The organism is Streptomyces sp. NPDC002643 (assembly GCF_053592555.1).
Map to the genome: position 1 here is coordinate 448038 of NZ_JBSFVY010000003.1, position 25680 is coordinate 473717.

A 25680-nucleotide genomic window follows, 5' to 3' on the forward strand; every position below is an offset into this window, starting at 1 on the left:
TGTCCCTCTTCCTGTGGGGCTACGGGTGCCGCGGAGCGGCGGCCGAGTGGTCCTGGTAGCGGAAATCGCGCAGGGTGATGTCTCCGGAGAGCGCCTCGACGGCGAGTACGCGCCCGGTGAACCCGCCGGCCACCTCCGTGGAGACGTAGCGGCCGTCCGCCTCGCCGAGCTGTTCCTCCTCCTCGCCGCGCAGGACGGCCAGGGAGACCACGTCGGGCTGCGGCGCGTGGCGGAAGCGCTCGGGGGCGGGTGTCCGGCAGGTGATCCGCAGCCGGACCGGTTCCCCGGGCCGCAGGGACGTGCGTCCCACGCTGCCGCGCACCGGGCCGACGCCGAGAACGGCCTCCACCGTGTCCACCTCGACGACCAGCCCGTACCAGTGGGCATCGTCGATCCGTACGGTGAAACGCGCGCTGCCCTCCCCGGGCTCCAGGGTGACCTCCGCGGACCAGTCCTGGTCGAGGACGCGGGTGGCCAGCAGCGCGGGGGCGGCCGTCTCCGCCGTTCGGGCGAGGACCACCCCGCCCCCGTCCGGGCGGGCGAACCGCTCGGGACCGGCGCCGGGGGAGACCCAGCGGGGATGCAGCGGGCCGTGGAAGGCGTCCTCGAAGGAGTGGTCGGCCGGGGGAGTGGTGAACCGTCCCTCGTCCACGACCGGCCAGCCGTCGACCCAGTCGACCCCGGCGAGGAAGGTCTCGCGGCCATTGCCGTGGAAACCCGGTGACTGACCGCGCGGGCGCACCCCGAGGTGGACCATGGCCCAGGTCCCGTCCGGGCACTGGACGAGGTCGGCGTGGCCGGTGTTCTGCACGGGGTGGTCCAGGCTGCGGTGGGAGAGGATCGGGTTGCCGGGAGCCGCCTCCCAGGGGCCGTCGAGCGAGCGGGAGCGGGCGATCGTCACCGCGTGGCCCCGTTCGGTGCCGCCCTCGGCGAGCAGCAGGTACCACCAGCCGTCGATCCGGTACAGATGCGGCCCCTCGGGCGCGGCGAGCCCGGTGCCGGGCCACAACAGCCTCGGCTCGTCCAGCAGTTTCCCGGTGCTCGGTTCCACCGGGACCGAGGCGATCCCACGCAGCTCCGGGGGGTGGAACGAGGCCCAGGTGAGGTGGCAGACGCCCGCTTCGTCCCAGCACAGGTCGGGATCGATGCCGAGGGCCCCGGCCGTGTGCACGGGGTCGGTCCACGGTCCTGCGGGGTCCTCGGCGGAGACGATCAGGTGACCGCGGTGGACCTCCGAGATATCGGTGGTCACCAGCCAGAAGCGTCCGTCGTGGTGACGGAGCGTCGGGGCGTGGACCCCGGAGTTCGCCGCCCCCGCGTGCGGGGTGATCTGGGTCGGCCGGTCCAGCGCGTTGGTGAGCAGCTCCCAGATGAGCAGGTCCCGGCTGTGCCAGATCGGCACTCCGGGGACGTACTCGAAACTGGAGTGCGCCATGTAGTAGTCCGCCCCGACCCGGCAGATCGACGGGTCGGGGTGGAAACCGGGGATGACGGGCGGCTGGGGGCGGGCCGGGGTGTCCGGCATGAGTGTGTCGCCTTTCGGTGCGGGGACCGCGGGGTTCCGGCGGGCCGGGTGCCCGGGGACCGGGACTCGGCCGCGCGGGAGCCGACGCGGTGGGTGGGTTGGAGGGGCGCGCGGGTCGTCACCGCTTCGGCACCCGGGAGCGCCGTGGCGAGCCGGATGCCTGGGCGCGTCCGGTGCCGTTCCGCGGGCCCGCGAGGTGGCACGCCGGTGACGTTCCGGGGCGGTAAGGGTTGTCAGCCGCGGCGGCTGCCGGGGGCGCCCGCATGGAGCGCCGATTCGTGGGCGATGCGCGGTCTGCGCCGTGACGGTGCGGTGGGTGCGGGCCGGGCGGTAGAGCTGTCCGTCACGTCGAGGCGGGTGACCACGGAGGGGCCGGCAGCGCCAATTTCGAATCGCGCTGCCTATTTCGTGGGGCGAATCTAGCACCCCGAAATCCGAAGGGCAATGCTGATTTCAGGAGTCAGTGGGCTTGGGGGCGGCGTCCACGAAGAAGGCGATGAACGCCTTGGTGGTCTCCGCCAGGTCGATGTCCTCGCCGTCGTACAGCCACTGGAGCTGGAGGCCGTCGGTGACCGCCGTGAAGAGGGTCGCGAGGATGCGCGGGTCGGCGTCGGTCCTCAGCCGGCCGTCCGCCGCGAGCTGCGCGAAGACGCCGGTGTTGAAGTCCCGCAGGGCCCGGTAACGGGCCCGGTTGTGCTCATGGGCCGGGTGGCTCTCGGCCGTCCCCTCGGCGTTGATGACCGAGTAGAGCTGGGCCAGTCCGCGGTGCTCCTCGGTGTACCTCACGAGTTCCAGTTGCGCTTCGAGCGCCCCGCCGTTCGTCGGACTGCGGGTGACGGACTCGCGGGCCTGGGCGTCGCGGGCCGAGAGGATGCCCTGGAGCAGCTCCTCCTTGTTGCGGAAGTGGTGCAGCAGGCCCGTGTGCGAGATGCCGGCCCGTTTGGCGATCTCCTTCATGGTGGCCCCGTGGAACCCCGTCTCGCCGAACTGCTCGATGCAGGCGTCCAGAATCCTTTTGCGTGCGTCGGCCGACTTGGCGTACGGACCGCGTGGGCCCCGTCCGCCGGAGGCGGCGGTGTCGGTGCGGCTGGGGTTCGTCATGCGGGCAGTATAGAAGCGGTCCCCCAAAACCGAAACAGAATTAAGTATTGGTGTTAGGGTGCGGACCACACGCTGCCCCATCGACGGCGACGACCCGGCGGCGACGCCCGGACCGCCCGCATCGAGCACGGTGATCCATCGGCACGGTGAGCCGCCAGGGCGCCGGGCCGAGGTGCCGGGACCGGTCCGCGACGCTGCCCTCGCGGCACCCACGTCCACCACCCGCGTCCACCCGCCGGGTCCGCCCCGGTCGCAGCCGTCACCGGACCGCCGCGTTTCGGCGGCCCGGGCGCCCGAAGCCCTGAGGAGGCCACCTTGACCAGGCCCTACGACCTGCGCGTCGACGCACCCGTGGCGCGTCCCGCGCTGTCCTGGAAACCCGGCGGCTCGGGACCCTGGCGGCTGGAGGCCGAGGCGGACGGCACGGCCCTGCCCCCCGTCACCGTCACCGACCACCTGTTCGTCCCCTGGCCCTGGCCCGCCCTGCCCGGCCGGACCGCCGTGCGGTGGCGCGTCGACGACTCGGACTGGCACACATTCGAGGTGGGTCTCCCCGACGAGGACTGGACGGCATCCTGGATCAGCCCGGCGGAACCCGTCGGGGCCGCACGGGCCGAGCCCGGACACCGGCCCGCCCACACGCTCGGCGCCGGGTTCGAGTGCCCCGCCGGCGTGACCCGGGCCCGGCTCTACTCCACGGCTCTCGGCCTCTACGAGGTCCTCGTCAACGGGGAACGGGCCGGCGACACCGAACTCGCCCCCGGCTGCACCTCGTACTCCGCGACGTTGTACGCCCAGGCGGCCGACGTCACGGCCGCGCTGCGCCCGGGCGCCAACACCGTCGAGGTCCTGCTCTCGGACGGCTGGTACCGGGGGGTGACGGGAATGTGGCGCAAGCCCGCCCTCTGGGGCGAGCGCACCGCCGCCCGGCTCGAACTCCACCTGTGGTGCTCCGACGGCACGGTCCACATCGTCCGCTCGGATGCCGGCTGGACCTCCCGCCCCAGCGCCGTCGTCGCCGCCGACCTGATGAACGGCCAGACCACCGACCTCACCCTGCCCGCCGCCGAGGCCCGGCCCGTCCTGGTCGACGCCGTCACCGCCCCGCCCGTCTCCTGGTCGCCCGCGCCGCCCGTGCGGTGCGTCGCCGAACGCGAACCGCGCTTCCTGACCCCCACGCTCGCGGACTTCGGACAGAACGCCACCGGCTGGATCAGCCTGAGCGACCTCGGCTCCGCCGGGACCCGGACGGTGATCGACCACGGCGAGACCCTCGACGCCGACGGCGAGTTCACCACCGCCCACCTCGACGGCCACGGAACGCCCTCGTCCCCGGCCGTGCCCTTCGTCCAGCGCGACGAGGTGGTCTCCGCGGGGCGCGCGGGCGACGTCTTCGAGCCGCGGCACACCGTGCACGGCTTCCGCTACGCCCGCTTCAGCCGTCCCGTCGACCCCGCCTCGGTGCGGATGCGCGTGGTGCACAGCGACCTGCGGCCGACCGCCACGTTCGCCTCCAGCGACGGCGACCTGAACCGGCTGGACGAGATCGTGCGCTGGAGCTTCCTCGGCAACGCCGTGGACATCCCCACCGACTGCCCCACCCGCGAACGGCTCGGCTGGACCGGGGACTACCAGCTCTTCGCCCCCACCGCTGCCCGGCTCTTCGACGTCGACGGGTTCAGCCGCAAGTGGCTGCGCTCCGTCCGTGACGACCAGCTCCCCGACGGCCGCGTCGTCAACACCTCCCCCGACCACCGGCGGCTCAAGGACGTACCGGACCGGCAGGAGGAGGCCATGGCCGGCTCGGCCGGCTGGGGCGACGCGATCGTGCACGTGCCCTGGACGCTCTACGAGACCTACGGCGACCGGGACGCGCTGGCCGAGAACTGGCAGGCCATGACCCGCTGGGTGGAATGGGCCCTCGACCGGGCCCGCAGCGACCGGCACCCGACGAGACGCGAGCGGTCCGAAGAGGCGCTGCCCCATGAGCGCTTTCTCTGGGACACCGGCTTCCACTGGGGGGAATGGCACGAGCCCGGCGGCGACAACATCGGTGACGACCCCTACGCGTGGTTCACCGCCGACAAGAGCGAGGTGGCCACCGCCTACCTGTACCGCTCCGTGCGCACGCTCGGCGACAGCGCCCGGGTCCTGGGCAGGGGCGACGACGCCGAGCGCTACGGACGGCTCGCCGAGCAGGTCGCGCGGGCCTGGCGGACCGAGTTCCTCGGTGAGGACGGCCGTACGCCCTCCGACACCCAGGCCGCGTACGTGCGCGCGCTCGCCTTCGGCCTCGTGCCCGACGCTCTGCGGGAGCGTGCCGTCGGACATCTGGTCCGGCTGATCCACGAAGCGGGCGACCACCTCGGCACCGGGTTCCTGTCCACGCCCTACCTCCTGCCCGTCCTGGCCGACCACGGCCACGCGGATCTCGCCTTCACCCTGCTCCTCCAGCGCACCGCGCCGTCCTGGCTGGGCATGCTGGACCGTGGGGCGACCACGGTCTGGGAGGACTGGGAGGGCGTCCGCGACGACGGCGCCGTCAGTTCCTCCCTCAACCACTACAGCAAGGGAGCGGTCGCCCACTTCCTGCACACCCACGTCCTCGGGCTGCGGCAGGCGCCGGGCTCGGCGGCGTGGCGCGAGATCCTCGTCGAGCCCGTCCTGGGCGGCGGCCTGACCTGGGCCGACGGCTCCTTCGACAGCCCACAGGGCCGCGTGACGGTCCGCTGGCGGCTCGACGGCGACCGGTTCGAGACCGACGTCACCGTGCCCCCGGGCGCCGCGGCCACCGTCGTCCTGCCCGACGGCACCCGGCGACCCACGGACGCCGGCCCTTCCACCCACTGGTGCGCCGTACCCGCCCGGTAGCTCGCAGGCCCTGGCCGGCCCTCCCGGCCGGCCCTCCCGGCCGGACCACCCCGCCAGACACCAAGAGACATCACGAGGCATCACGAAAGACCAGGAGAGACCTGTCATGAGCCGACGACCGTTCAACCGCGGATGGGCCGTGAAGCCCAAGGCCAACATCTGGGAACAGCTCACCGAGCACGCCGCCCCGGCCACGTCCGTCGTCCTGCCCCACGACGCCCTCATCGGGCTGCCGCGCGATCCGCGGACGAAGGGCGCCACCGCCTACTTCCCGGCCGTCGGGGAGATCGACTACACCAAGACCTTCCACGCCCCCGAGGAGTGGCGCGACCGCCGGGTCTCCCTGGAGTTCCAAGGCGCCTACCGGGACGCGATGGTCTTCGTCAACGGCACCCGCGCCGCCCACCGGCCGTACGGGTACTCCACGTTCACCGTCCCGATCGACGACCTGATCACCCCCGGTGCCGACAACACCGTACGGGTCGAGGTGCGCACGCACGAGGACTCCCGCTGGTACGCGGGCGCCGGACTCCACCGTGACGTGGTACTGGTGGTCACCGAGCTGCTGCACCTGGCCGCCGAGGGCGTCACCGTCACCACCCCCGAGGCGGACGACGAACTCGCGGTCGTCGAGGTCGCCGTACCCGTCACCAACGCGACCCGGGGCACCGCCACCGTCACCGTCACTTGCGAGATCACCGACGACCGCGGCCAGGCCATCGCTCACTCCACCGTCCCGCTGACCCTGCGCGCAGGCGAGACCGGCGTCTCGCGCCGACGGCTCTACGTCCGCTCCCCGCGCCGTTGGAGCGTCGACGACCCCTACCTCTACTCCGTGCGCACGACCGTGGCCGAGGGGGAGGCCGTCCGGGACGAGACGGTCACCCCGCTCGGCATCCGCACCCTGCGCCTCGACCCCTACCACGGGCTGCGGATCAACGGCGAGACCGTCAAGCTGCGCGGCGCCTGCATCCACCACGACAACGGCGTGCTCGGCGCGGCGGCCGTCGGACGCGCCGAGGAGCGCCGGGTGGAGCTGCTGAAGGAGGCGGGGTTCAACGCCCTGCGCAGCGCGCACAACCCCCTCAGCCAGGCCATGCTCGACGCCTGCGACCGCCTCGGCATGCTGGTGATGGACGAGGCGTTCGACGCCTGGACCCGCACCAAGTCGCCGCACGACTACGCGACCGACTTCGACGCCTGGTGGGAGCGCGACCTGGAGGCCATGGTCCGCAAGGACCGCAACCACCCGAGCGTCGTCCTCTACTCGATCGGCAACGAGATCCCCGAGATCGGCACCCCGCTCGGCGCCAACCTCGGCCGCCGCCTCGCCGAGAAGGTACGGCAGCTCGACCCCACCCGGCCGGTCACCAACGCCGTCAACGGCTTCGTCGCGGTCGTCGACGAGGTCGTCGCCATGATGGCGGAGCGGATGGGCGGCGCCGAGATGGAGTCCGGCGGGGTCAACGCCGCCGGTGACCTGATGAACCGGATCACCCTTTCCCCCATGGTGGCGGCCAGACTGGAAGAGGCACTCGCCTCCGTCGAGGTCGCGGGACTGAACTACGCGGAGGGCCGCTACGAGGTCGACCGCGAGCTGTACCCCGACCGGATCGTGATCGGCACCGAGACGTTTCCCAAGAACATCGCCGGCAACTGGCGCCTGGTCGAGACCAACCCCCAAGTGCTCGGCGACTTCACCTGGACCGGCTGGGACTATCTCGGTGAGGTGGGCATCGGCCGGATGCGCTACGTGGACGAGGGGCCCACCGGTGTGGAGGCGGCCTACCCCTGGTTGACGGCGGGCTGTGGCGACCTCGACATCACCGGTCACCGCCGCCCGCAGTCCTACCTCCGGGAGACCGTCTTCGGACTCCGTCATGAGCCGTACATCGCTGTCCAGCGACCGGAGCACCACGGACGTGAGCCGGAGCTGTCGAGGAGCCAGTGGGCGTGGACGGACAGCCTGTCCACCTGGTCCTGGGACGTCGAGCTGGGAACCCCGGTGACGGTGGATGTCTACAGCGACGCCGACGAGGTCGAACTCCTGCTCAACGGCACCAGCGCCGGCCGCCGCCCGGCCGGCCGCGACCATGGTTTCGAGGCCCGCTTCGAGGTGGCCTACGAGCCGGGCGAACTGGTCGCCGTCGCGTACACCGCCCAGGGCGAACAGGCGCGCACCGTGCTGCGCTCGGCGGCCGGCGACCCCGCCCTGGACGTCCGCGCCGACCGGAGCGACCTCGTGGCCACCAGCGCGGACCTGGCCTTCGTGACCGTCGAACTGCGGGACCCCGCCGGTGTTCTGGTTCCGCACACTCCGCGCGGGATCGAGGTCGAGGTCACCGGAGCGGGTGTCCTCGCGGGTCTCGGTACGGGGCGCTTCGACGACGGGGAGTCGTTCCTCGCCTCGGAGTGCACCACGTACGACGGCCGTGCCTTGGCCGTCGTACGCCCCATGCAGGAGGGGGAGATCATCGTCCGGGTCGCCGGCGAGGGGCTCGACGATGTCAGCCTCACCTTGCGCGTGGCCCCCGCTCCCGTCCCGGAGGCGGAGACGAAGCCCGAGGCGTAGGTCGAGGCGCAGTGCGAGCCGGGGCCCGACCTCCACACGAGAGGTCGGGCCCCGGCTCGGTGCGTTGCTCCTCTGTTCGGCGGCCCGCAGGACGACGCCGAAGCCTGGGCCGGTGCCGCACGAGGCGCGTCCGGGAGGACGGGGTGGACGACGTCGACGGGGCGAGAGCGAGCCGGAACGCGGGCTGTCTTCGACAAGCCGCCGCGACGTCCAGCACTGTTCACCTGCGCGGGCGCACACGTCGGACGGGGATGCCCACCCCTCCTTGGGTGGGCATCCCCGTCCGGCTTTCCTCTGCGGGGCCCTTCGTGTCCGTCAGGCGACCGCCTGGCCGACCTCGGCCTCGTCGAGCTTCTTCATCTTGGGGATCAGGAGGACGAGCACCGCGCCCAGGACGCAGCAGCCCATGACCAGCCACAGACCGTCGGTGTATCCCTCGTCCAAGTAGAACTGGGTGCCCTTGGCGACGACACCGCCGTTGGCCATGACCACGAAGGCGACCTGGGTCATGACCGTCTGCACGATGCCCTGGATCGACGACTGCGCGCCGTTGGTCACGGCCTGCTCCTCGGGCTGCACCGATTCGATCAGCATGATCGGGACCGTCGCGACGATCGCCCCCATGCCGAGTGCGCCGATCATGCCGCCTGTGATGAAGCCGGCCGCGTCGTAGTGCATCTGCGTCAGCATGCCGTAGCTCACGGCTGTGAGCAGGGCACCGCCGCCGAGCATCAGCCGGGAGTCCACACGCCTGGCGAGGACACCTACCCCGATGGCCACGGCGAGGGTGGTGACACTCATCGGTACGGACACCACGGCGTTCTTGGTGGCGCTCCATCCGAGTCCGTCCGACATGCCGGGAATATTCGGCATCAGGGCGAGGATCTGCAGGACCGTGCCGCTGGAGTAGACGGCGCCCGCCGCCACCGAGGTGGCGAGCAGCACCGTCCAGACCTGGCGGCGCCGGAGCAGGGCCACGGGCAGGACCGGGGAGGCCACCTTGTGCTCGACGACGAAGAAGACCGCGAGGAGGATCACGCCGCCCACCGTGTACGTGAGGAACTTCCCGCTGGTCCAGCCCCAGTCCGAGCCCTCGCCGATCGCGTAGACGATCGCGCACAGGCCGATGCCGAGGAGCAGCGCCCCCGCCCAGTCCATCCGGCCGTCGGCGTCCCGCACCGGGCTCTCCGGAACGAACACCAGCAACAGCACCAGGGCGACCACGGCGCCGGCCGTCAGGAACCACAGCATGCCCTTGTATCCGTGGCTGTCCAGGAGCCAGCCCGATATGAAGGGACCCACGAGCGCGATCAGCCCGACTCCGCCGGCCAGCACTCCGCTCGCCGGTCCCACCATGCTCTTCGGGAAGACGTCACGCGTCAGCGCGTAGGTGAGGAAGAGCGCGGGGGCGTAGAGGCCCGCGATGGCACGCCCCGCGATCAGGACGTCGTAGTCGGTGGCGAGCACCGAGACCACATCGCCCAGGATGCCGAGGCAGGTGAGCACGACCATCACCCGCCGCTTGCCGAACATGCCGGCCGCCTTGACGGCGAAGGGCATGGCGAAGGTCGAGACCAGCGCGCTGGAGAGGGAGATCCAGGCGATCTGGGTGGTGTGGAAGTGGACCGCGATCTCGGCCTGGGCGTAGCCGAAGAGCAGACCGCCGAGTGGCTGCAACTGGGCGGTCCACAGGAGGGCGATCAGTATCAGCACGTGACGGGCTGAGAAGCCTCTTTTCTCCTCGCCCTCGATGGGCGCGGCATTGGTTTCGACCATGCGGATTCCTTTCAGGATGCGTTGGCGAGGCGTCGGCTTCCCGTCATGCGAGCAGGGTGACGGGACGGCCAGGCACGGGCTTGGGGCGGCAAGGTCGCGTTGTGACCCCGGAGGCTGCGCGTCCGTTCCTGGGGCGACGAGGAAGCGGGGCCGACGAGTTGTGGGAGCCGGCTGGAGAGGGGCCGTGCCGGTGTGCGAGATCCCCACGGAGCCCCGTTCGGACGGGAGGGCGTTGAGTGGGCCCGTACGGTCTCGCGGTGCTGATTGGGTGTTCACGCGGTAGTGCGGGCAGGGACCCGATTTGGTAACTCGTGTTACGAACACGAGTTAGTGCCCTGACCTAACAGCAGTGTCCCCGGCACCGGCAAGATGCGCGGTTATTACAGATGGGTAAAGGAGGCTGCGTCGCGGGGTCAGGTGGAGGAGCGGGCGATGATCTCCGGTGCGTCGACGGATTCGAAACCGAACCGTCCGTCGGCACCTGCCAGCGCGGCGATCACGGCCTGGGCCCGCTGGCGTCCGATGCGTGCGAGGTCGTAGCGGATGGTGGTGAGCGGCGGGACGGCGACCCGGGCCGCGGGGATGTCGTCGGAGCCCATCACGGCCAGATCCTCCGGCGCTCGCAGGCCGCGCTGGTGCAGTCCGGCCAGGACGGCCAGGGCGACCTCGTCGTTGTAGGCGCATACCGCGGTGACTCGCTCCCGGCGCCAGGCGTCCACCGAGGTCGCGGCCCGGTCCGGGTCGAGGGCGACGGTGAGGGGCGACGGCGGATCGAGGCGCCGGGCCGCGCAGACCTGGGCGGCACCGTCCAGCCGCTCCCGGGCCCAGTCGTCCAGGGCGGTGCCCTCCGGCAGGGCGTAGCCGAGTCGCAGATGGCCGCGGTCCAGGAGGTGCTCCGCCTGTATCCGGCCGATCGCCGAGGTGGGGGTGCGGTCGAGAGGGTCCGCGGTGGGCAGCACGACCTTCGCTCCCGCGTGGCGCAGCTCCTGCGCGGTCTCCGCGTCGAAGTGGTGGAGGCCGAGCACCGCCGACGCGTTGATGGCCGCGCAGACGTCGGCGAGAGGCCGGCTGTGGGTGCTCTCCAGATGGGTGACCAGTGACAGGCCGTGAGCGGCGAGTGCCCCTGCCAGCTCCTCGACGAACCGGCTGATGCCCGGACCGATCGGCAGGTCGGGCAGTGCCAGCAGGGCGATGTCGCTGCGCCCCACCCGCAGGGCGCGCGCTGCGGCGTGCGGGTGGTAGTCCAGCTCCCGGGCGGCGTCCAGGACGCGGCGGCGGGTCTCCTCGGGGATGGACAGGCCCGGCTTGTCGTTGAGGACGAAGCTGACGGTCGTCCGCGAGACACCGGCGGCGCGGGCGACGTCGCTGCTGGTGATGCGCTTGGCGGGTCGGGTCATGAGTCCTCGCGTCATGGGGCCGGAGCATCGGCTCCCCGCATCGTAAGGGGAGCCGCTCTTCAGGCGCCGGATGGGTTACTTGGCGTGATCGCGATCGTTGGACCGGCGCCGGAAGGCCTGATCGGTTCCGGGGCGAGGCCTTGCGTGAACCACCGACCTCCTGTTAGCTGAGTAACACGTGTTGCTAACACGAGTTAATAGTGGAATCGGCAGTTCATGACGAGGGGCCGTTCGTGGAAAACCAGATCCGACCCGCTTCAGTGCCCGACTCGCTGACCTTGTGCGAGAAGGCATCCCTGCTGTCCGGCAGGGAGGGCTGGCACACCAAGGCGTCGGAGCACGCGGGACTGGAGTCGATCGTCCTGACCGACGGCCCCCACGGCGTGCGCAGACTGCGTCCCGACAGCGAGCACTTCAGCTTCCACGGCAGCCTTCCCGCCACCTGCTTCCCCACGGCCGCCGCACTCGGTTCGTCCTGGGACCCTCAGCTGCTGGAGACAGTGGGCGAGGCGCTGGGCAGGGAGGCCCGGGCGGCCGGGGTCGCGGTCCTGCTGGGGCCCGGCGTCAACATCAAGCGTTCGCCGCTGTGCGGACGGAACTTCGAGTACCTGTCGGAGGACCCCTTTCTCACCGGCAGGCTCGGCGCGGCCCTGGTCCGTGGGATACAGAGCCAGGGCGTCGCGTCCTGCGTCAAGCACTTCGCCGCGAACAACCAGGAGACCGAGCGGATGCGCGTCAGCGCGCGGGTCGACGAGCGCACCCTGCGCGAGATCTACCTGGCCGCTTTCGAGCACGTGATCACCGAGGCGCGTCCGTGGACGGTGATGGCGGCCTACAACCGGATCAACGGGGTGTACGCGGCCCAGAACCACTGGCTCCTGACGGAGGTGCTCCGCGACGAGTGGGGCTTCGACGGAGTGGTGGTGTCGGACTGGGGCGCGGTGCAGGACACGGTCGCCTCCGTCGCCGCCGGCCTGGACCTGGAGATGCCCGGCAGCGGCAGTGCGAGCGAGACCCGCCTGGTCGAGGCCGTCGACCGTGGAGAACTGGACGAGGCCCTGATCGACCGGGCCGTCGAGCGACTGGCGGCGCTGGTCCGACGCACCACCGCCTCGACGGAGGTCTCCGATGCCGACGCCGTCCGCCACCACGAGCTGGCCCGGCGGGCCGCCCGCGAGTCCGCGGTACTGCTCAAGAACGAGTGCGGGCTGCTGCCCCTCGACCCGGACGGGACGACCACCCTGGCCGTTCTGGGGGAGTTCGCACGAACCCCTCGGTTCCAGGGGGCGGGCAGCTCACAGGTGAACCCGACCCGGCAGGACAACGCTCTCGACTCGCTGCGGGAGCTGGCCGGGCCCGGCGTCGAGGTGACCTTCGCGCCCGGCTTCCGGCTCGACGGCGAGGACGCCCCGGCGCTCGCCGCGGAGGCGGTCGCGGCGGCCGCTGCCGCAGAGGTCGTCGTGCTCTTCCTCGGTCTGCCCGAGGGCAAGGAGTCCGAGGGCTTCGACCGCACCCATCTCGCTCTGCCGGAGCGGCAGACCGCCCTGCTGGAGGAGGTGGCCGCGGTCAACCCCAACACCGTCGTCGTTCTCAGCAACGGCGCGGTGGTCGAGGTGAGCGGCTGGCAGCGGCACTCCAGGGCGGTCCTGGAGGCCTGGCTCGGTGGCCAGGCCGGCGGCGCGGCCGTCGCCGACCTGCTGTTCGGCCGCGCCAACCCTTCCGGCCGACTGGCGGAATCGATCCCGGTCCGTCTCGCGGACACCCCGGCCCACCTGAACTTCCCCGGTTCCGAGGGCACGGTCACCTACGGTGAGCGGCTGTACGTCGGCTACCGCTACTACGACGCCAAGGACCTGGGGGTCGCCTACCCCTTCGGGCACGGTCTGTCCTACACCACCTTCGGATACTCCTCCCTGAGCACCGAGGTGGAGGGCCGGGGCGACGACGTGGTCGTGCGACTGCGGCTCACCGTCACCAACACCGGCGACCGCCCCGGGCGGGAGGTCGTGCAGGTGTACGTCGGCGACGCCGAGTCGTCGGTGGACCGTCCCCCGCGCGAACTCAAGGGGTTCGTCAAGACCGGCGAGCTCACCCCTGGGCAGAGTGTGCCGGTCACCCTCGAACTCCGCTCCCGGGACCTGTCCTTCTACAGCGTCGCCCGGCATGCCTGGGTCCTCGAACCCGGGGAGTTCACCATCGAGGTCGGCGCGTCCTCAAGGGACATCCGCCTCGGCGCCACGATTGTTGTGGAGGCCCCGTCCGTCGTCCCGCCGCTTTCCCAGGACTCGTCGGTCGCCGAGTGGCTGTCCCACCCGGTGGGCGGCCCCGTCCTCAAGCAGGCCCTTGAGGCCCAGGAGGGTTCGGATTTGGTCAACGAGCCGGAGATACTTCGCATGGTGGAGTCGTTGCCGCTGGTGAGGCTGGTCGCGATGAGCGGCGGAAGGCTTGACCTGGGCGACATGGACGAGCTCATTGAGCGGATCGGCGTCGGCAGTGCTTGAGGGCTCGGTTGCTCGATATAGCCGCAAGATGCCCGACGAAGTCGGTGAACGCTCGCGCGACTGATCCGAGGTCCGGCTTGTGGGCCATGTCGATGGTGTCGGACCTGTCGCAGAGGTACAGGGGGCCGCTGAAGAGACCGATGGTCGGTACGCCGGCCTCGAAGACGAGGCCGGCGGTCTGCGGGAGCTCGCTGATGAGCGGGACCGGCTTGTCGACCTCCAGGCGTACCGTACGTTGCGGGTCGTGAGCCGCAACGGCCTCATCGATGGCGGTCTTGAGAGCCGAGCTGCCGTTCTCGAAGGTGCCCCGGTACTCGCGTGGTGTGCCTCACCTTCACGGCGGAGTGCGTCCGGGGTCCGGCGCCGCGTGCTGGTCGGCTGCTGGGCCGCGAAGGCGTCGAACTGGATACCGGCGTCCCCGGAGTCGCCGTCAGCGAGGTGGTGCAGCGGGTCTGGAGCACGGGAGCCGGTCGAGGAGCGCGTCGCGGTCGCCGGCATCGGCGGTGTAAGCGGGCACGATCTCCGGTTCCGGGGCGGCTGGTTCGGCTTCTGCGGCGGTATGTCGAGCGAGGCGCGGGCTTCGACGACGGCGCGCTCGGCAGGTGGATCAAAGGTGCCGGCGATCTGCCGCAGGTGGTTCTCGCCATGGAGGCAGACGCTCTTGCCGGTGTCGCGGTGGGTGCCGACGGCAACGGTGGTGCCGCTACCGTCGGCGTGGGCGTGGATGATGAGCCGGCTGTTGCGGGTCAGGACGTTGGTGACGGCGCATAGTGGTGGGCGAGTTCGGTGGCGAGGTCGCGGAGGTGAGCCCTGGCTTCGGTGGGGCCGTGCACCGTGATGGCGCTCCCGAACGGCAGTAGTGCTCGTACGTCCTCCAGATGCAGGAAGCGGATTGTCACCTTGCGGCCGGTGGCGGACTCTTCATGGTCGTCCCGGACGAGTCGTAGGCCGAAGATCCGTTGCGCTCGCTCGATCTGGGTCTGGTCGATGGTGGCGCTGACCTCTATCGCGTGGTCGTGTTCCCACTGAGCAGTGAGCGCTGCGGCGACGGTGGCCAGGGTCTGGTTCTCGCGGAGCCGTCGTGGCTGGTCGACTTCTTTCCACGTGGTGATGCGTTCGAGTCGGTACATCCGTGGCACTCGGGCACAGTCGGCGACGAGGTACCAGATGCCGGCCTTGGCGAACAGCCCGTAGGGGTCCACGACCAGGTCGCGTGGGCATGACTCGCGTGGGCTGTCGTACTTGAGCCGTAGCCGGCGACCTCGCCGCACCGCGCCGATCAGCGAAGCCGGAGTCGTGCCGAAAGCGCGTGACTGATGCCAGGGACGGCTGTCCACGTGCACTACGTCGGTGAGCGGCAGGAGCTCATGAACTCGATGTGGCTGTGCAGCGGCGATCTTGGAGAGCGCGCGCCGGCTTTCGACCGATGCGCCGAGCTCCGCACGTTGCTTCTCGTCCAGCCCGGTGAGCGACAGATGATCACGCTCGCCCGGTGTGAGTCGCGTGAGGTCGAGGCCAGATCCGGGCAGCATGGTCACGCCTCCGAGGCGGCCCCGGTGTGCGGTCACCGGCAGACCGGCGTCGCGGAGCCAGTTCAGGTCCCGGGTGATGGTGCGAAGGGACACCCCGAGCGCTGAGGCGAGTTCCTGTGTGGTCACGGCATCCCTCGATGTGAGGAGCAGCATCAGGGTGAAGAAGCGGTCTGGGGTCACACACCCATTTTCTTCAGGAATTGCGACACGATGCGGCGCATATCCCGGTCAGGCTGGTGGATGCGTATCTACCGCCTGTGAGAGGGAACAACCATGACCACATCCGTCGTGTCCATCGTCTACGTGAACGACGCTCCCGCCGCAGCCCGTTTCTACGGCGACCTCTTCGGCATGAGCCCCTCGTTCGAGACTCCGGGATACATCACCTTCGGCCTCGGGCCGGGCGCTGACCTCGGTCTGTGGTCCGGCCGGTTCGAGGATCTGTCACCGGACGTCCCGCGCACCGGTGAGGTGTGCCTGGCCATCGGCGGTGGGCCCGACGAGATCGACGCGATCTTTGAGCAGTGGAAGTCCAAGGGGGTCACGATCCTGCGCGAGCCTCATGATGCGGGGTTCGGGCTGACCTTCCTCGCAGCCGATCCTGACGGGAACCGTATCCGCGTCGCACCGCGGGGCTGAAGGGCCGCAAAGCGGCAGGCGCGCACGACAGGTGTCGCGCCTGCGTTGGCGTCCCGCCGATTGGTGTGGCCGATCAAGCTGACCGGAGTTCCCAGGCCATGGTCCGAATCGCCCTCGCCGGAGGCCTGTTGAGTCCTGCCGGGCCGGGACCGGCGGTGATCGCACGACGGCCTGCAGTGGCATGTGTCGGACGGCTCCGAAGCGGAGGAGACGGGCCGTGATCGGCTGCACCCCGACTCCAGCATGGGCCATCGAGCAGGTCGAGCCTGGCGCCGCGAGCTCAAGTGGTCCGCGCAACGGATCACCGACGAACTCGCGAGTATCGGGTCGGAGTTCCACCTGGCCGGCTACACATCGTTCCCCGCCTGGGCGCACAGCCGCTCAACGCAATCGGTGCGGAAGCCCTGCGTCACTGGAAGAAGCGGCTGGACACGGACCTCGGCCCGACCTCGATCCGGCTGGTCTGGGCGACGCTCTCCAGCGTCCTCCAGACCGCGGTCGGTCGGCTCTCCGGCCGCCGCACCCGGCAGGGTCGAGGCGTGGCCGCCCGAACGGGCCCTGGCGGTACGGGAGGCCCTGCCCGATCGCTATCGGCTGCTCCTCGTGATCGGAGCAGGTCTCGGGCTCCGCCAGGGGAGGCGCTCGGTCACTCAGCGGATGACATCGACTTCGAGAAGGAGATCGTGCACGTCCGGCGGCAGGTCGATATGGCGCGGGCGAAGCTGTGTTTCGTGCTTCCCGAGGGGCCCAAGGTCCGGGACGTGCCGCTGCCGGCCAGCGTGGCCGAGCCATCCGGCAGCACCTGGAGCAGTTCACGCCGGTACCGGTCACGCTGCACCGGGACGCCCCGACTCCGGCCGAGGACCTACAGCCTCCTGGTGACGGGACGCGAGCGGAAGGCCATCAAGCGGAACTCTTCCAACTCCTGCGTGTGGAAGCCCGTGCCGGCCACGGCGGGCGTGATCGCCCCGCTGGAGGAGGGCAATACCAACGGTGCCCGTGTGTGGGAGCCGTCCCAGGAGCACGGCTTCCACGCCTGCGCCACTTCTGCGCCTCCGAGGAACTGGAGGCCGGCGAGTCGATCGTCTCCCTGGCACGCTGGCTGGGGCACTCCGACCCCGGGTTCACGCTGAGGAAGTACTCCCCTTTCCTGCCCCGAGCCGGCGCGCGAGGCAGCGCCGCCATCGACGCGATCTTCGCTTGGCCGCGGCCGGTCGGCAGAACGTGCGGAGCGTGGCCACCAGCCCGCCGCAGGCCCAAAGCCTTGATGCAGTCGGCAATCGCGAAACAACCTCGCCCCTTCGCGGTCGACATCACCCGTCTCGTCGCCGACACCCCCGACACGGCAGCTGCGGCCTTCGCCGAGGTGACCGCGCGCATCACGGACGGCGTGTACCGGCCCGTGCCCCACCAGACCCTGCCGCTGGACTGGACGGGCTCGCCCTGGAGGATCGCCGGGCTGCTGGCGGCGGCAAACGCGCTGAGCCCGGTCCTGATCGTGTGTACGCCGGAGACGAAGGACGTCGACTTCCACGACACGGCCGGGCCGAGACGGTCTGACGCCGGCGCCCCGCACATGCTCCTTCGGCTCGGCGGTAGCGGGCCGGAGTTGCGGAAGTCCCGCTCACGCCCCGCTCAGGTCCAGCAGCACCTTGGAGGCCGTGGCCCGGTCGTGGGCGATGTCGAAGGCGGCTCGGCCCTCGGAGAGCGGGAACGTATGGGTCACGATTGCGTCGACGGGCAGACCCTGGGCCAGCAGGGCGATCGCCTCGTCGAACTCGGTGTCGAAGCGGAATGCGCCGCGCAACTCCAGTTCGCGGGTCACGGCGACGTTGCCGAGCAGGGGGACCTCTCCCGGCGGCAGCAGACCGAGGAGGACGACCGTGCCGCCGCGGCGCACCCGCTCGACACAGGTCCGCAGGCCCGCGGGTGCTCCGGACGCCTCCACGGCGACGTCGAACGGCTGCGCCCAGGCCCCGTCGTCGGGCGCGTCGGCCCGGACCGTGGCGGTGGCCCCCGAGGCCGCGGCGATGCGCAGCGGGGCGTCGAGGAGGTCGCTCACGACCACCTCGGCGGCGCCCCGATGACTCAGCACGGCGGTCACCAGGCAGCCGATCGGCCCGGCCCCGGTGACCAGCACCCGCTTGCCCGTCACGTCACCAGCCCGGTGCACGGCGTGCAGGGCCACCGACAGCGGCTCGGCCAACACCGCGCGGTTCAAAGCGAGTTCGGGCGGCAACACGCGAATCTGCGCGGCGGGCGTGGTGATGAGCCGGGCGAAGCCGCCCTGGACGTGCGGGGTGCGGGCGGCACTGCCGAGGTAGCGGGTGTTCGCGCAGATGTTGCGGCGGCCCGCAGAGCATTCGGCGCACCGGTCGCACGGGGTGGCCGGGTGGACGGCCACCGGGGTGCCTATGGCAGGCCCTGCGGTCCCGGGCCCGAGGGCGGCGACGTGGCCGACGATCTCGTGGCCGAGCACCATCGGCTCGCGGACGGCGAAGTCACCGACCCGGCCGTGGCGGTAGTAGTGCAAGTCAGATCCGCAGATGCCGCCGAGGGCGACGGTGACGGCGATCTCACCGGGACCGGGACCGTCGTACGGCCGCTCCTCGATCCGTAGATCGCCGGCTCCGTGGACGACACACGCGTGCATGGGGCTCCTAAGAGGTCAGAGGTCATAGGACGGGTTCGCGAAAGGAGTCTCAGGACGGGGTCGCGGAAAGGGTCACAGGACGGAGAGCATGCCGCCGTCGACGTACAGCACCTGCCCGCCCACGAAGTCGGAGGCGGGGGAGGCGAGGAAGATCAGTGCGCCGACGAGGTCGCCGACATCGCCCCAGCGGCCGGCCGGGGTCCGCTTTCGAACCCAGGCGCTGAACTCGTCGTCGGCGACGAGCGCCGAGGTCAGTTCGGTGTCGAAGTAGCCGGGGCCGATGCCGTTGACCTGGATACCGAGCGGGCCGAGATCGGCGCACATGCCCTTGGTGAGCATCTTCAGGCCGCCCTTGGTGGCCGAGTAGGGGGCGATGCCCGGCCGGACCGCCTCGCTCTGCAGCGAGCAGATGTTGACGATCTTGCCGTGGCCCCGGGGAGCCATCCGCCGGGCGACCTCGCGACCGACGAGGAACGCGCTGGTGAGGTTGGTGGCGAGAAGCCGGTGCCAGTCCTCGACGGGGAAGTCGAGGAGCGGGGCGCGGTGTTGGACGCCGGTGTTGTTCACGAGGATGTCGATCGGCCCGACTTCGTCCTCGATCCGTGCGACGCCTGCGGAGACCTCCGCCGAGTCGGTGACGTCGAAGGCGGCTGTGCGGACCAAGTCGCCGAAGTCGGCGGCGAGTTCCTTGCGGGCTGTTTCGAGGGCCGTACTGTCGCGGCCGTTGAGGACGGCCGTGCAGCCGGCCTCCAGCAGGCCCTTGGCGAGGGCCTTGCCGATGCCGCGGCTGGAGCCGGTGACCAGGGCGGTCTTTCCGGAGATGTCGAACAGGCGGTGGCTCATGCTCGTACCTTCGCGGGGGAGGCCGGGGTGCCGGGCAGCGGGGTGCGGGCGGGGCGGCCGGCGAGGACGTCCAGGATGTTGTCGACGGCGAGGTCGACCATGGCGGCCCGGGTGGACTCCGTGGCCGAGCCGATGTGGGGGAGCGTCACGACCCGCTCCTCCGCCACCAGGGGGGACAACTCCCGTCCCATCGGCTCGCGTTCGTAGACGTCGAGCCCGGCGGAGTGCAGTCGGCCCGACCGCACGGCGTCCAGCAGGGCCTGCTCGTCCACGACACCGCCGCGTGCGGTGCTCACCAGGGTGGCCGTGGGCTTCATGGCGGCCAACTCCCGCACCGAGACGAGGTGTCGGGTCTCCTCGGTGAGCGGCACGTGCAGCGAGACGACGTCCGACTCGGCCAGCAGTGTCGCCAGGCTCACCGCCGTCGACAGCTCGTCGTCCCCGGTGGCGTACGGGTCGTGGTGCAGCACCCGCATACCGAACCCCCGGGCGCGGCGGGCCACCGCGCGGCCGATCTGGCCGTAGCCGATCAGACCGAGGGTGGCTCCGTGGACGTCGAGTCCGAGATGGTCGTCCATCCGGAACACGTCCCAGGAGCCCGCGGCGAGGCTCGCGGCCGCTGCCGGCAGCCGGCGGCGGGCGGCCAGGACCAGGGCGAACGTGAGGTCGGCGGTGGTCTCCGCGAGCACCCCCGGAGTGTGGGTGACCACGATGCCGCGCTCGGCCGCGGCGGCCCGGTCGACGTTGTCGAAGCCCATGCTCGCCAGCGCGACGACCTCCAGCGAGGGACCGGCGGCGTCCATCAGGGCGGCGTCGACGGGGTCGTTGCCCAGCGCCAGGATCGCACCCGCGCCCGGCGCCGACTCGGCGAGCTGCGCGGGGGAGGGCTTGTCGCTCCCCGGCCAGGCGACCACGTCCGCGCTCTCGGACAGGCGGGCAGGGCCGTGACCGGGCAGATTCGCACGGGTGAGGAGCACACGCTTATTCATGGAGGGTGCCGTGGAGAGAGCCATGGAGAGGACGCTAACCATGACACGCGACGGCAACAAATAGCGGTTCGATGTGACGTTATTGATTCTGCTTATCGTCCGGCTCGTTTCCGGCCGGTGCGTCGAATGCGGTGACGAGTTCCAGGAAAAGGTCGTGCACGGCCAGCGCGGGTTCGGAGAGCGGCTGGTTGTCCGAGGTCACCATGGAAAGCTGTACCCGGATCACCGGATTCACGATCCGGCGCACCACGAGCGAGCGCAGATCGAGGATCGCCCGGGCCGCCGACCAGGGCAGGACGGTGGCCCCGAGGTCCGCGTCCACGGCGTTCACGAGGGTCAGGGCGGACTCGACCTCGCCGACCACCCGCGGCCTGAGCGACGCCTGCTGGAAGGCGGAGTCCACCACCTGCCGGATCGTGTGGATACGACTCGGCAGCAGCAACGGCACCTCCGCGAGCTCCTCCAGGCTCACCCCGCCCTCGCCTTGCGGCGCCGCGCCGGCGGGCGCGCCGATCAGGAACAGTTCCTCCGAGCGCACCGGTTCGAACTGCACGCCCCGCAGCGGGCCGGCGCCGTAGATGAACGCCATGTCCATCCGCCCGGTCATGATCGCCTCGCTGATCACACCGCCGAAGTTCTCGTTGATGTGCAGCAGAATGTCCGGGTACCGCTCGCGCACGCTCCTGAGCAGGGGCAGTGCGAGCGCCGCGCCCATGCTGTACGGGGCGAGCCCCACCGACACGCTGCCCGCGGGTGCCCGGCCCGAGATCTCGACGGCGGCGTGCGCCAGGTCCACCTGCCTGAGGATCAGCTGGGCATGCCGGTACAGCGCCCGGCCGGCCTCCGTCGGGGCGACCCCGCGCTTGCTGCGGATCAGCAACTGCTGCCCGAACTGCGCCTCCAGCGCGGACAACTGCTGGCTCAGCGCGGGCTGCGCGATGTGCAGGATGTCGGCCGCGCGCGTGATGCTCCCCGCGTCGACGATCTTGATGAAGGAGTAGAGACGTCTGGTGTCCATGCGCGGGCCCTCCGGTCGAGCGGAGCCTCATCGTAGGGAGCCGCGAGTGTGAGCGGTGTCATAGCGGTCTGCGATAACGCCAAAGTAAACGTGTATTGGTGGCCGGGTGTGCGGCGCACTACGTTGTGGGAAACATCCCGCCGGGGCCGGTCCGGTACAGCCGGAGAAGCTCAGGTTCCCGGAATTCTTCCTTTCTTGGCGAGGCGTCGCCGTGAAGACGCCGGTGGTCCTTTTTCGTTTCCTTTTCCTGGAGGGCTTCATGACCCGCATGGTCGATCTCGTGGCCGATCTCGGCGAGGGATTCGGCGCCTACACGATGGGCGACGACGAAGCACTCCTGGAATTGCTGACCTCCGCCAATGTCGCCTGCGGATTCCACGCCGGCGATCCGCGCATCATGGACACCACCGTGCGGCATTGCGTCGAGAAGCAGGTGGCCGTCGGCGCCCATCCCAGCTTTCCCGACCTCGTCGGCTTCGGCCGCCGTGCGATGGACCTGACGCCGGACGAGGTGCGCACGGACGTGCTGTACCAGGTCGGCGCGCTCCAGGCGTTCGCCGTCGCGCACGGCACCCGGGTGCGGCACGTCGCCCCGCACGGCCGCCTGGGCAACCTGGTCGCCGTACGCGCCGACTACGCCGAAGCCGTCGTCGACGCCGTCGCCTCGCTGGACGAGTCGCTGATCGTCCTCGCACAGGACGGCGAACTCGCCGACGCGGCAGGCAAACGCGGACTGCGCGTGGGCATCGTGGGGATCGCCGACCGCGCCTACCGCGGGGACGGCACCCTCGTGCCACGCTCCGAACCGGGAGCCGTGATCCACGACGCGGACGAGATCGCCCGGCGGACCGTGCGGATGGTCACCGAGGGCGTGATCCGCAGTACGGACGGAACGGACGTGCCGATCGCCTGCGACACCGTCCTCCTGCACGGGGACACCCCCGGAGCGCTCGCGCTGGCCCGCCGGGTCCGCGAGCAACTCCTCGCCGCGGGTGTCGAGTTCGCCCGGCTCGACGACGTACTGAGCGGCACGGGAGCCCGCGGATGAGCGGGCACCTCGTCATCACGGACTGCGGTGACTCCGCCCTGGTCGCGAGGGCGGTGGGCCTCGACGCCGAGCGGGCCTGGCGGCTCGTCCACGGCCTGGCCGACGCCCTCGCCACCGTACGGCTCCACGGTGTGCACGGCCTCGTCCCCACCTACGACGCGTTGCTCGTGGAGTTCGACTGCGCCGACATCGACCATGACACCGTCCGCCGCGTCCTGTGGCACGAGGCCGGACGCCTCGGCAGCGACCCCCCGCCGGCCGCGGCGCCCCGGCGCTTCCTCGTCCCCGTCGTCTACGGCGGCGCGTTCGGCCCCGATCTGCCCGAGGTCGCCGCGCAGCTCGGGCTGACCGAGCGGGAGGTGATCGACCTCCACTCCGGGTCCGATCTCACCGTGCGCTGCCTCGGCGCGCCCGCGGGATCGCCCATGATGGACGGACCCCCCTTCCCGGCACCCGTTCCGCGCCTGGCCTCGCCCCGCACCCGGGTCGATCCCGGCTCGGTCGCCGTCGCCGGCCGGCAGGCGGTGATCTGCCCGATGCCCTCGCCCGGCGGCTGGCCCCTCCTCGGACGGACCCCGGTCCGCGTCCTCGACCTGCACGACGACCCGCTGACCCCCTACCGGCCCGGCGACACCTTCCGGTTCGTCCCCATCGCCCCGGACCAGTGGGACGACCTCGTGGACCTGCCCCTGGCGGCCTGCCATGGCTGACACCCTCACCATCCGGACCACGGGCCTCGCCACGGTGCAGGACCTCGGTCGCGCCGGCCGATCCCACCACGGGCTGCCCGTCAACGGGGCCCTCGACCAGTACTCGGCGCGCGTCGCCAACGTCCTGTGCGGCAACGACGAACGCGTTCCGCTGCTGGAGATCACGGCACTCGACTTCGCGTGCACCCCTTCCACCGACATCCTCGTCGCCGTCACCGGGGCGCCCGCGCGGCTGACCGTCGACGGCACGGCCCGCTCCCAGTGGGAGCCGGTGTCCGTCCGGGCCGGCGAGACCCTCCGCGTCACCGACATCCGTGTCGGGCTGCGCGTCTACCTGGCCGTGCTCGGTTCGTTCGAGGCCGACTACCTCCAGGGCAGCTGCGCCCCGGACACCGTCCTGGGCTTCGGCCCGGCCCTGCGCGCCGGTGACGAACTCACCCTGCGCACGGCCTGCCCGCCCCTGGACCACCCCTACTCCCGCATCCCGCTCTTCCTGCTGCGGGCCCCCGCCGCCGCGTTCACCGGGTCGCACCTCGCCATGATGCGCCGAGCCCCCCGGCCGGCCTGCTCGTCCGGCCGGGGGTCCGGGGGTTGTCCCCCGGAAGAGCGCAGTACCGACGGCTGGACCATCGACGTCACCGACGGCCCCGACCGGGCCGAGTTCGGCGACAGCGCCTCCCACCTGTACGGCACACCCTTCACGGTGAGCCCGCAGAGCAACCACATCGGCCTGCGGCTGCGCACCGACACCCCGCTGCCCCGCCGGACCACCAGCGGCGAAATCCTCTCCCGCGGCGTGCCCGTCGGCGCCGTCGAAGTACCCACGGGGGACGAACTCCTCGTACTGCACCGAGGGCGCGGTGTCACGGCCGGCTACCCCGTCCTCGCCGTGGTCACCGCCACCGGGCTCTCCGCCCTCGGCCAGGTCCGTCCCGGCCAGACCGTCCGCTTCCGCCACCGCACCCTCGGCCAGGCGGTCGCCGCCCACCGAGCGCGACGCACCGCGATCGACGCACTCGCGGTCCGTGTCCGCACCGCCTTCGACACCCTCCGCATCCCCGTCCCCGTCGGCGGCTGACCCCCCAGCCGCCCCGTCGGCCCGTCCCCACCGAGCCGAGCCCCCTCATCCCCGCCCTGCACACGTCAGGAGACGCCATGAGTACCGTGGCCGCCGCTCAACCCGTTCCCAACACCGTCGACCAGAGAACAGCCCGGAAGATCACCCTCGCCGGCTGCGTCGGCATCTTCGCCGAGCTCTACGACAACGGCATCTTCGGCTTCATGGCCGGCACCCTGGCCGCCGTCTTCTTCCCCGGCTCCGAGAACGCCGTCCAGCTCGTCTTCCTCGGCTACGCCGTCTCGTTCTTCTTCCGCCCGCTCGGCGGCGTCATCTGCGGCCACCTCGGCGACCGCATCGGACGCCAGCGGATGCTGGTCTTCGTCATCCTGCTCATCAGCGTCGCCACCGCCGCCATCGGCATCCTGCCCACCTACGCGAGCATCGGCATCGCCGCCCCCGCGCTGCTCATCCTGCTCCGGGTCGCCCAGGGCTTCTCCGTCGGCGGCGAGGCATCCGGCGCGATGAGCTTCCTCGCCGAACACGCCCCCGAGGGCAAGCGCGGCCTCTACACCAGCTACGCCCAGATCGCCTCCTTCCTCTCCCTGCTCACCGGCACCCTGATCGCCGCCGCCATGACCAGCGGACTCGGCACCGAGCGCATGGAGTCCTGGGGCTGGCGCATCCCCTTCCTGCTCGCCGTACCGCTCGGCATCACCGGCATATACATCCGCAAGCGGATCAGCGACACGCCCAACTTCACGCGACTCCAGGAAGAGGGCGGCCTGTCCAGGAACCCCCTCAAGGAGGCCTTCTCCTCCGCCGAGCACCGTCGTGCCATGCTGCTGGCCCTGTTCATCCCCCTGATGAACGGCTCCGGTTACTACGTCCTGTTCAGCTACATGCCCACCTTCATGAGCACCGAGCTGGGCTTCGGCAAGGTCCAGGGCCTCCTCGTCACCGCCTCCAGCCTGGTCGTGATCTGTCTGGCCATCCCGTACATGGGCCGGCTCTCCGACAGCCTCGGCCGCAAGAAGGTCATCGCCGGGGCCGCGATCGCCATGGCCGTCGTCGGCATCCCCTGTTACCTGCTCATCGGCACCGGCAACGTCGCGCTCGCCGTCCTCGGAGCGTGTCTCATGGCGGCCGTGTTCGCCGGGCACACCGGTGTCATCCACATCCTGCTCGTCGAGCTCTTCCCGACCCGGGTGCGCTACTCCGCCTACGGCCTGGGCTACAACGTCTCGGCCGCCCTCTTCGGCGGCACCGCCCCGCTGCTGATGACCTACCTCATCGACCGCACCGGCGACGTCCACATGCCGGCCTACTACGCCGTCCTGACCGCGCTGGGCACCCTCGTCGCCGTGTCCCGGGTCAAGGACCGGGCCCACCTGCCCCTGCGCGACGTCTGACCGCCCACTCGGAAAACCCCACCGAACAAGGAGCAC

At 71.1% G+C, this 25680-nt stretch carries 17 protein-coding genes; 8 read left to right on the forward strand and 9 right to left on the reverse strand.

What is annotated here, in order from left to right; translation table 11 throughout:
• Positions 1-19: 19 nt before the first annotated feature.
• Positions 20-1525 (reverse strand): family 43 glycosylhydrolase, encoded by a 1506-nt coding sequence (locus tag ACWD4G_RS06690; protein ID WP_451291093.1) that lies wholly within the window; start codon positions 1523-1525, stop codon positions 20-22.
• Between the two features lie 453 nt (positions 1526-1978).
• Positions 1979-2626: a TetR/AcrR family transcriptional regulator gene (locus tag ACWD4G_RS06695; RefSeq protein WP_451291094.1), complete on the reverse strand. Its 648-nt coding sequence runs from the start codon at positions 2624-2626 to the stop codon at positions 1979-1981.
• A 315-nt stretch (positions 2627-2941) separates the two neighbouring features.
• Between ACWD4G_RS06695 and ACWD4G_RS06700 the strand changes: the two genes are divergently transcribed.
• Positions 2942-5497: a family 78 glycoside hydrolase catalytic domain gene (locus ACWD4G_RS06700; RefSeq protein ID WP_451291095.1), complete on the forward strand. Its 2556-nt coding sequence runs from the start codon at positions 2942-2944 to the stop codon at positions 5495-5497.
• Between the two features lie 106 nt (positions 5498-5603).
• Positions 5604-8069 carry a glycoside hydrolase family 2 TIM barrel-domain containing protein gene (locus ACWD4G_RS06705; RefSeq protein WP_451291096.1) on the forward strand — a complete coding sequence of 822 codons (2466 nt, stop codon included), beginning with the start codon at positions 5604-5606 and terminating at the stop codon, positions 8067-8069.
• A 315-nt stretch (positions 8070-8384) separates the two neighbouring features.
• Here the strand turns inward: ACWD4G_RS06705 and ACWD4G_RS06710 are convergent, their stop codons facing one another.
• Positions 8385-9845 carry an MFS transporter gene (locus ACWD4G_RS06710; RefSeq protein WP_451291097.1) on the reverse strand — a complete coding sequence of 487 codons (1461 nt, stop codon included), beginning with the start codon at positions 9843-9845 and terminating at the stop codon, positions 8385-8387.
• A gap of 413 nt (positions 9846-10258) precedes the next feature.
• Entirely contained in the window at positions 10259-11257 is a 999-nt protein-coding gene (locus ACWD4G_RS06715) for a LacI family DNA-binding transcriptional regulator (RefSeq protein ID WP_451291098.1), read from the reverse strand.
• Positions 11258-11475: 218 nt separating this feature from the next.
• Between ACWD4G_RS06715 and ACWD4G_RS06720 the strand changes: the two genes are divergently transcribed.
• Complete coding sequence (locus ACWD4G_RS06720; protein WP_451291099.1) at positions 11476-13743, forward strand: glycoside hydrolase family 3 C-terminal domain-containing protein; 2268 nt, start codon at positions 11476-11478, stop codon at positions 13741-13743.
• A gap of 746 nt (positions 13744-14489) precedes the next feature.
• On the opposite strand, the gene ACWD4G_RS06725 is transcribed toward ACWD4G_RS06720, so the two are convergent.
• Positions 14490-15455 (reverse strand): helix-turn-helix transcriptional regulator, encoded by a 966-nt coding sequence (locus ACWD4G_RS06725; RefSeq protein WP_451291100.1) that lies wholly within the window; start codon positions 15453-15455, stop codon positions 14490-14492.
• Between the two features lie 93 nt (positions 15456-15548).
• Between ACWD4G_RS06725 and ACWD4G_RS06730 the strand changes: the two genes are divergently transcribed.
• The gene (locus tag ACWD4G_RS06730; protein WP_451291101.1) at positions 15549-15914 is read left to right on the forward strand and encodes a VOC family protein; all 366 of its coding nucleotides are present in this window, start codon (positions 15549-15551) and stop codon (positions 15912-15914) included.
• Positions 15915-17538: 1624 nt separating this feature from the next.
• Here ACWD4G_RS06730 and ACWD4G_RS06735 read toward each other — a convergent pair.
• From ACWD4G_RS06735 to nac, 4 genes are all read right to left on the reverse strand, one after another.
• Positions 17539-18567 carry an L-idonate 5-dehydrogenase gene (locus ACWD4G_RS06735; protein ID WP_451291102.1) on the reverse strand — a complete coding sequence of 343 codons (1029 nt, stop codon included), beginning with the start codon at positions 18565-18567 and terminating at the stop codon, positions 17539-17541.
• A 72-nt stretch (positions 18568-18639) separates the two neighbouring features.
• On the reverse strand, positions 18640-19410 hold the full coding sequence (locus ACWD4G_RS06740) for an SDR family oxidoreductase (RefSeq protein WP_451291103.1): 771 nt from the start codon (positions 19408-19410) through the stop codon (positions 18640-18642).
• Positions 19407-20399 (reverse strand): 2-hydroxyacid dehydrogenase, encoded by a 993-nt coding sequence (locus ACWD4G_RS06745; RefSeq protein WP_451291162.1) that lies wholly within the window; start codon positions 20397-20399, stop codon positions 19407-19409. The genes ACWD4G_RS06740 and ACWD4G_RS06745 overlap by 4 nt, the downstream gene beginning before the upstream one ends.
• A 79-nt stretch (positions 20400-20478) precedes the next feature.
• A complete protein-coding gene (gene nac, locus ACWD4G_RS06750; protein ID WP_451291104.1) occupies positions 20479-21417 on the reverse strand; it encodes a nitrogen assimilation transcriptional regulator NAC in 939 nt (312 codons plus the stop codon).
• A gap of 259 nt (positions 21418-21676) precedes the next feature.
• Between nac and ACWD4G_RS06755 the strand changes: the two genes are divergently transcribed.
• From ACWD4G_RS06755 to ACWD4G_RS06770, 4 genes are all read left to right on the forward strand, one after another.
• Positions 21677-22465, forward strand: coding sequence for a LamB/YcsF family protein (locus ACWD4G_RS06755; RefSeq protein WP_451291105.1), 789 nt, complete (start codon positions 21677-21679; stop codon positions 22463-22465).
• The gene (locus tag ACWD4G_RS06760) at positions 22462-23175 is read left to right on the forward strand and encodes a 5-oxoprolinase subunit B family protein (RefSeq protein WP_451291106.1); all 714 of its coding nucleotides are present in this window, start codon (positions 22462-22464) and stop codon (positions 23173-23175) included. The genes ACWD4G_RS06755 and ACWD4G_RS06760 overlap by 4 nt, the downstream gene beginning before the upstream one ends.
• Positions 23168-24253, forward strand: coding sequence for a 5-oxoprolinase subunit C family protein (locus ACWD4G_RS06765; RefSeq protein ID WP_451291107.1), 1086 nt, complete (start codon positions 23168-23170; stop codon positions 24251-24253). The genes ACWD4G_RS06760 and ACWD4G_RS06765 overlap by 8 nt, the downstream gene beginning before the upstream one ends.
• Before the next feature lie 77 nt (positions 24254-24330).
• Positions 24331-25644 (forward strand): MFS transporter, encoded by a 1314-nt coding sequence (locus tag ACWD4G_RS06770; RefSeq protein ID WP_451291108.1) that lies wholly within the window; start codon positions 24331-24333, stop codon positions 25642-25644.
• Positions 25645-25680: the final 36 nt, after the last annotated feature.

Coding starts and splice junctions, on each gene's coding strand:
- ACWD4G_RS06710 (WP_451291097.1), bottom strand. CDS start 9,845: ATGGTCGAAACCAATGCCGCGCCCATCGAGGGCGAGGAGAAAAGAGGC.
- ACWD4G_RS06690 (WP_451291093.1), bottom strand. CDS start 1,525: ATGCCGGACACCCCGGCCCGCCCCCAGCCGCCCGTCATCCCCGGTTTC.
- ACWD4G_RS06745 (WP_451291162.1), bottom strand. CDS start 20,399: ATGAATAAGCGTGTGCTCCTCACCCGTGCGAATCTGCCCGGTCACGGC.
- nac (WP_451291104.1), bottom strand. CDS start 21,417: ATGGACACCAGACGTCTCTACTCCTTCATCAAGATCGTCGACGCGGGG.
- ACWD4G_RS06715 (WP_451291098.1), bottom strand. CDS start 11,257: ATGACGCGAGGACTCATGACCCGACCCGCCAAGCGCATCACCAGCAGC.
- ACWD4G_RS06735 (WP_451291102.1), bottom strand. CDS start 18,567: ATGCACGCGTGTGTCGTCCACGGAGCCGGCGATCTACGGATCGAGGAG.
- ACWD4G_RS06765 (WP_451291107.1), top strand. CDS start 23,168: ATGGCTGACACCCTCACCATCCGGACCACGGGCCTCGCCACGGTGCAG.
- ACWD4G_RS06705 (WP_451291096.1), top strand. CDS start 5,604: ATGAGCCGACGACCGTTCAACCGCGGATGGGCCGTGAAGCCCAAGGCC.
- ACWD4G_RS06755 (WP_451291105.1), top strand. CDS start 21,677: ATGACCCGCATGGTCGATCTCGTGGCCGATCTCGGCGAGGGATTCGGC.
- ACWD4G_RS06730 (WP_451291101.1), top strand. CDS start 15,549: ATGACCACATCCGTCGTGTCCATCGTCTACGTGAACGACGCTCCCGCC.
- ACWD4G_RS06740 (WP_451291103.1), bottom strand. CDS start 19,410: ATGAGCCACCGCCTGTTCGACATCTCCGGAAAGACCGCCCTGGTCACC.
- ACWD4G_RS06695 (WP_451291094.1), bottom strand. CDS start 2,626: ATGACGAACCCCAGCCGCACCGACACCGCCGCCTCCGGCGGACGGGGC.
- ACWD4G_RS06770 (WP_451291108.1), top strand. CDS start 24,331: ATGAGTACCGTGGCCGCCGCTCAACCCGTTCCCAACACCGTCGACCAG.
- ACWD4G_RS06760 (WP_451291106.1), top strand. CDS start 22,462: ATGAGCGGGCACCTCGTCATCACGGACTGCGGTGACTCCGCCCTGGTC.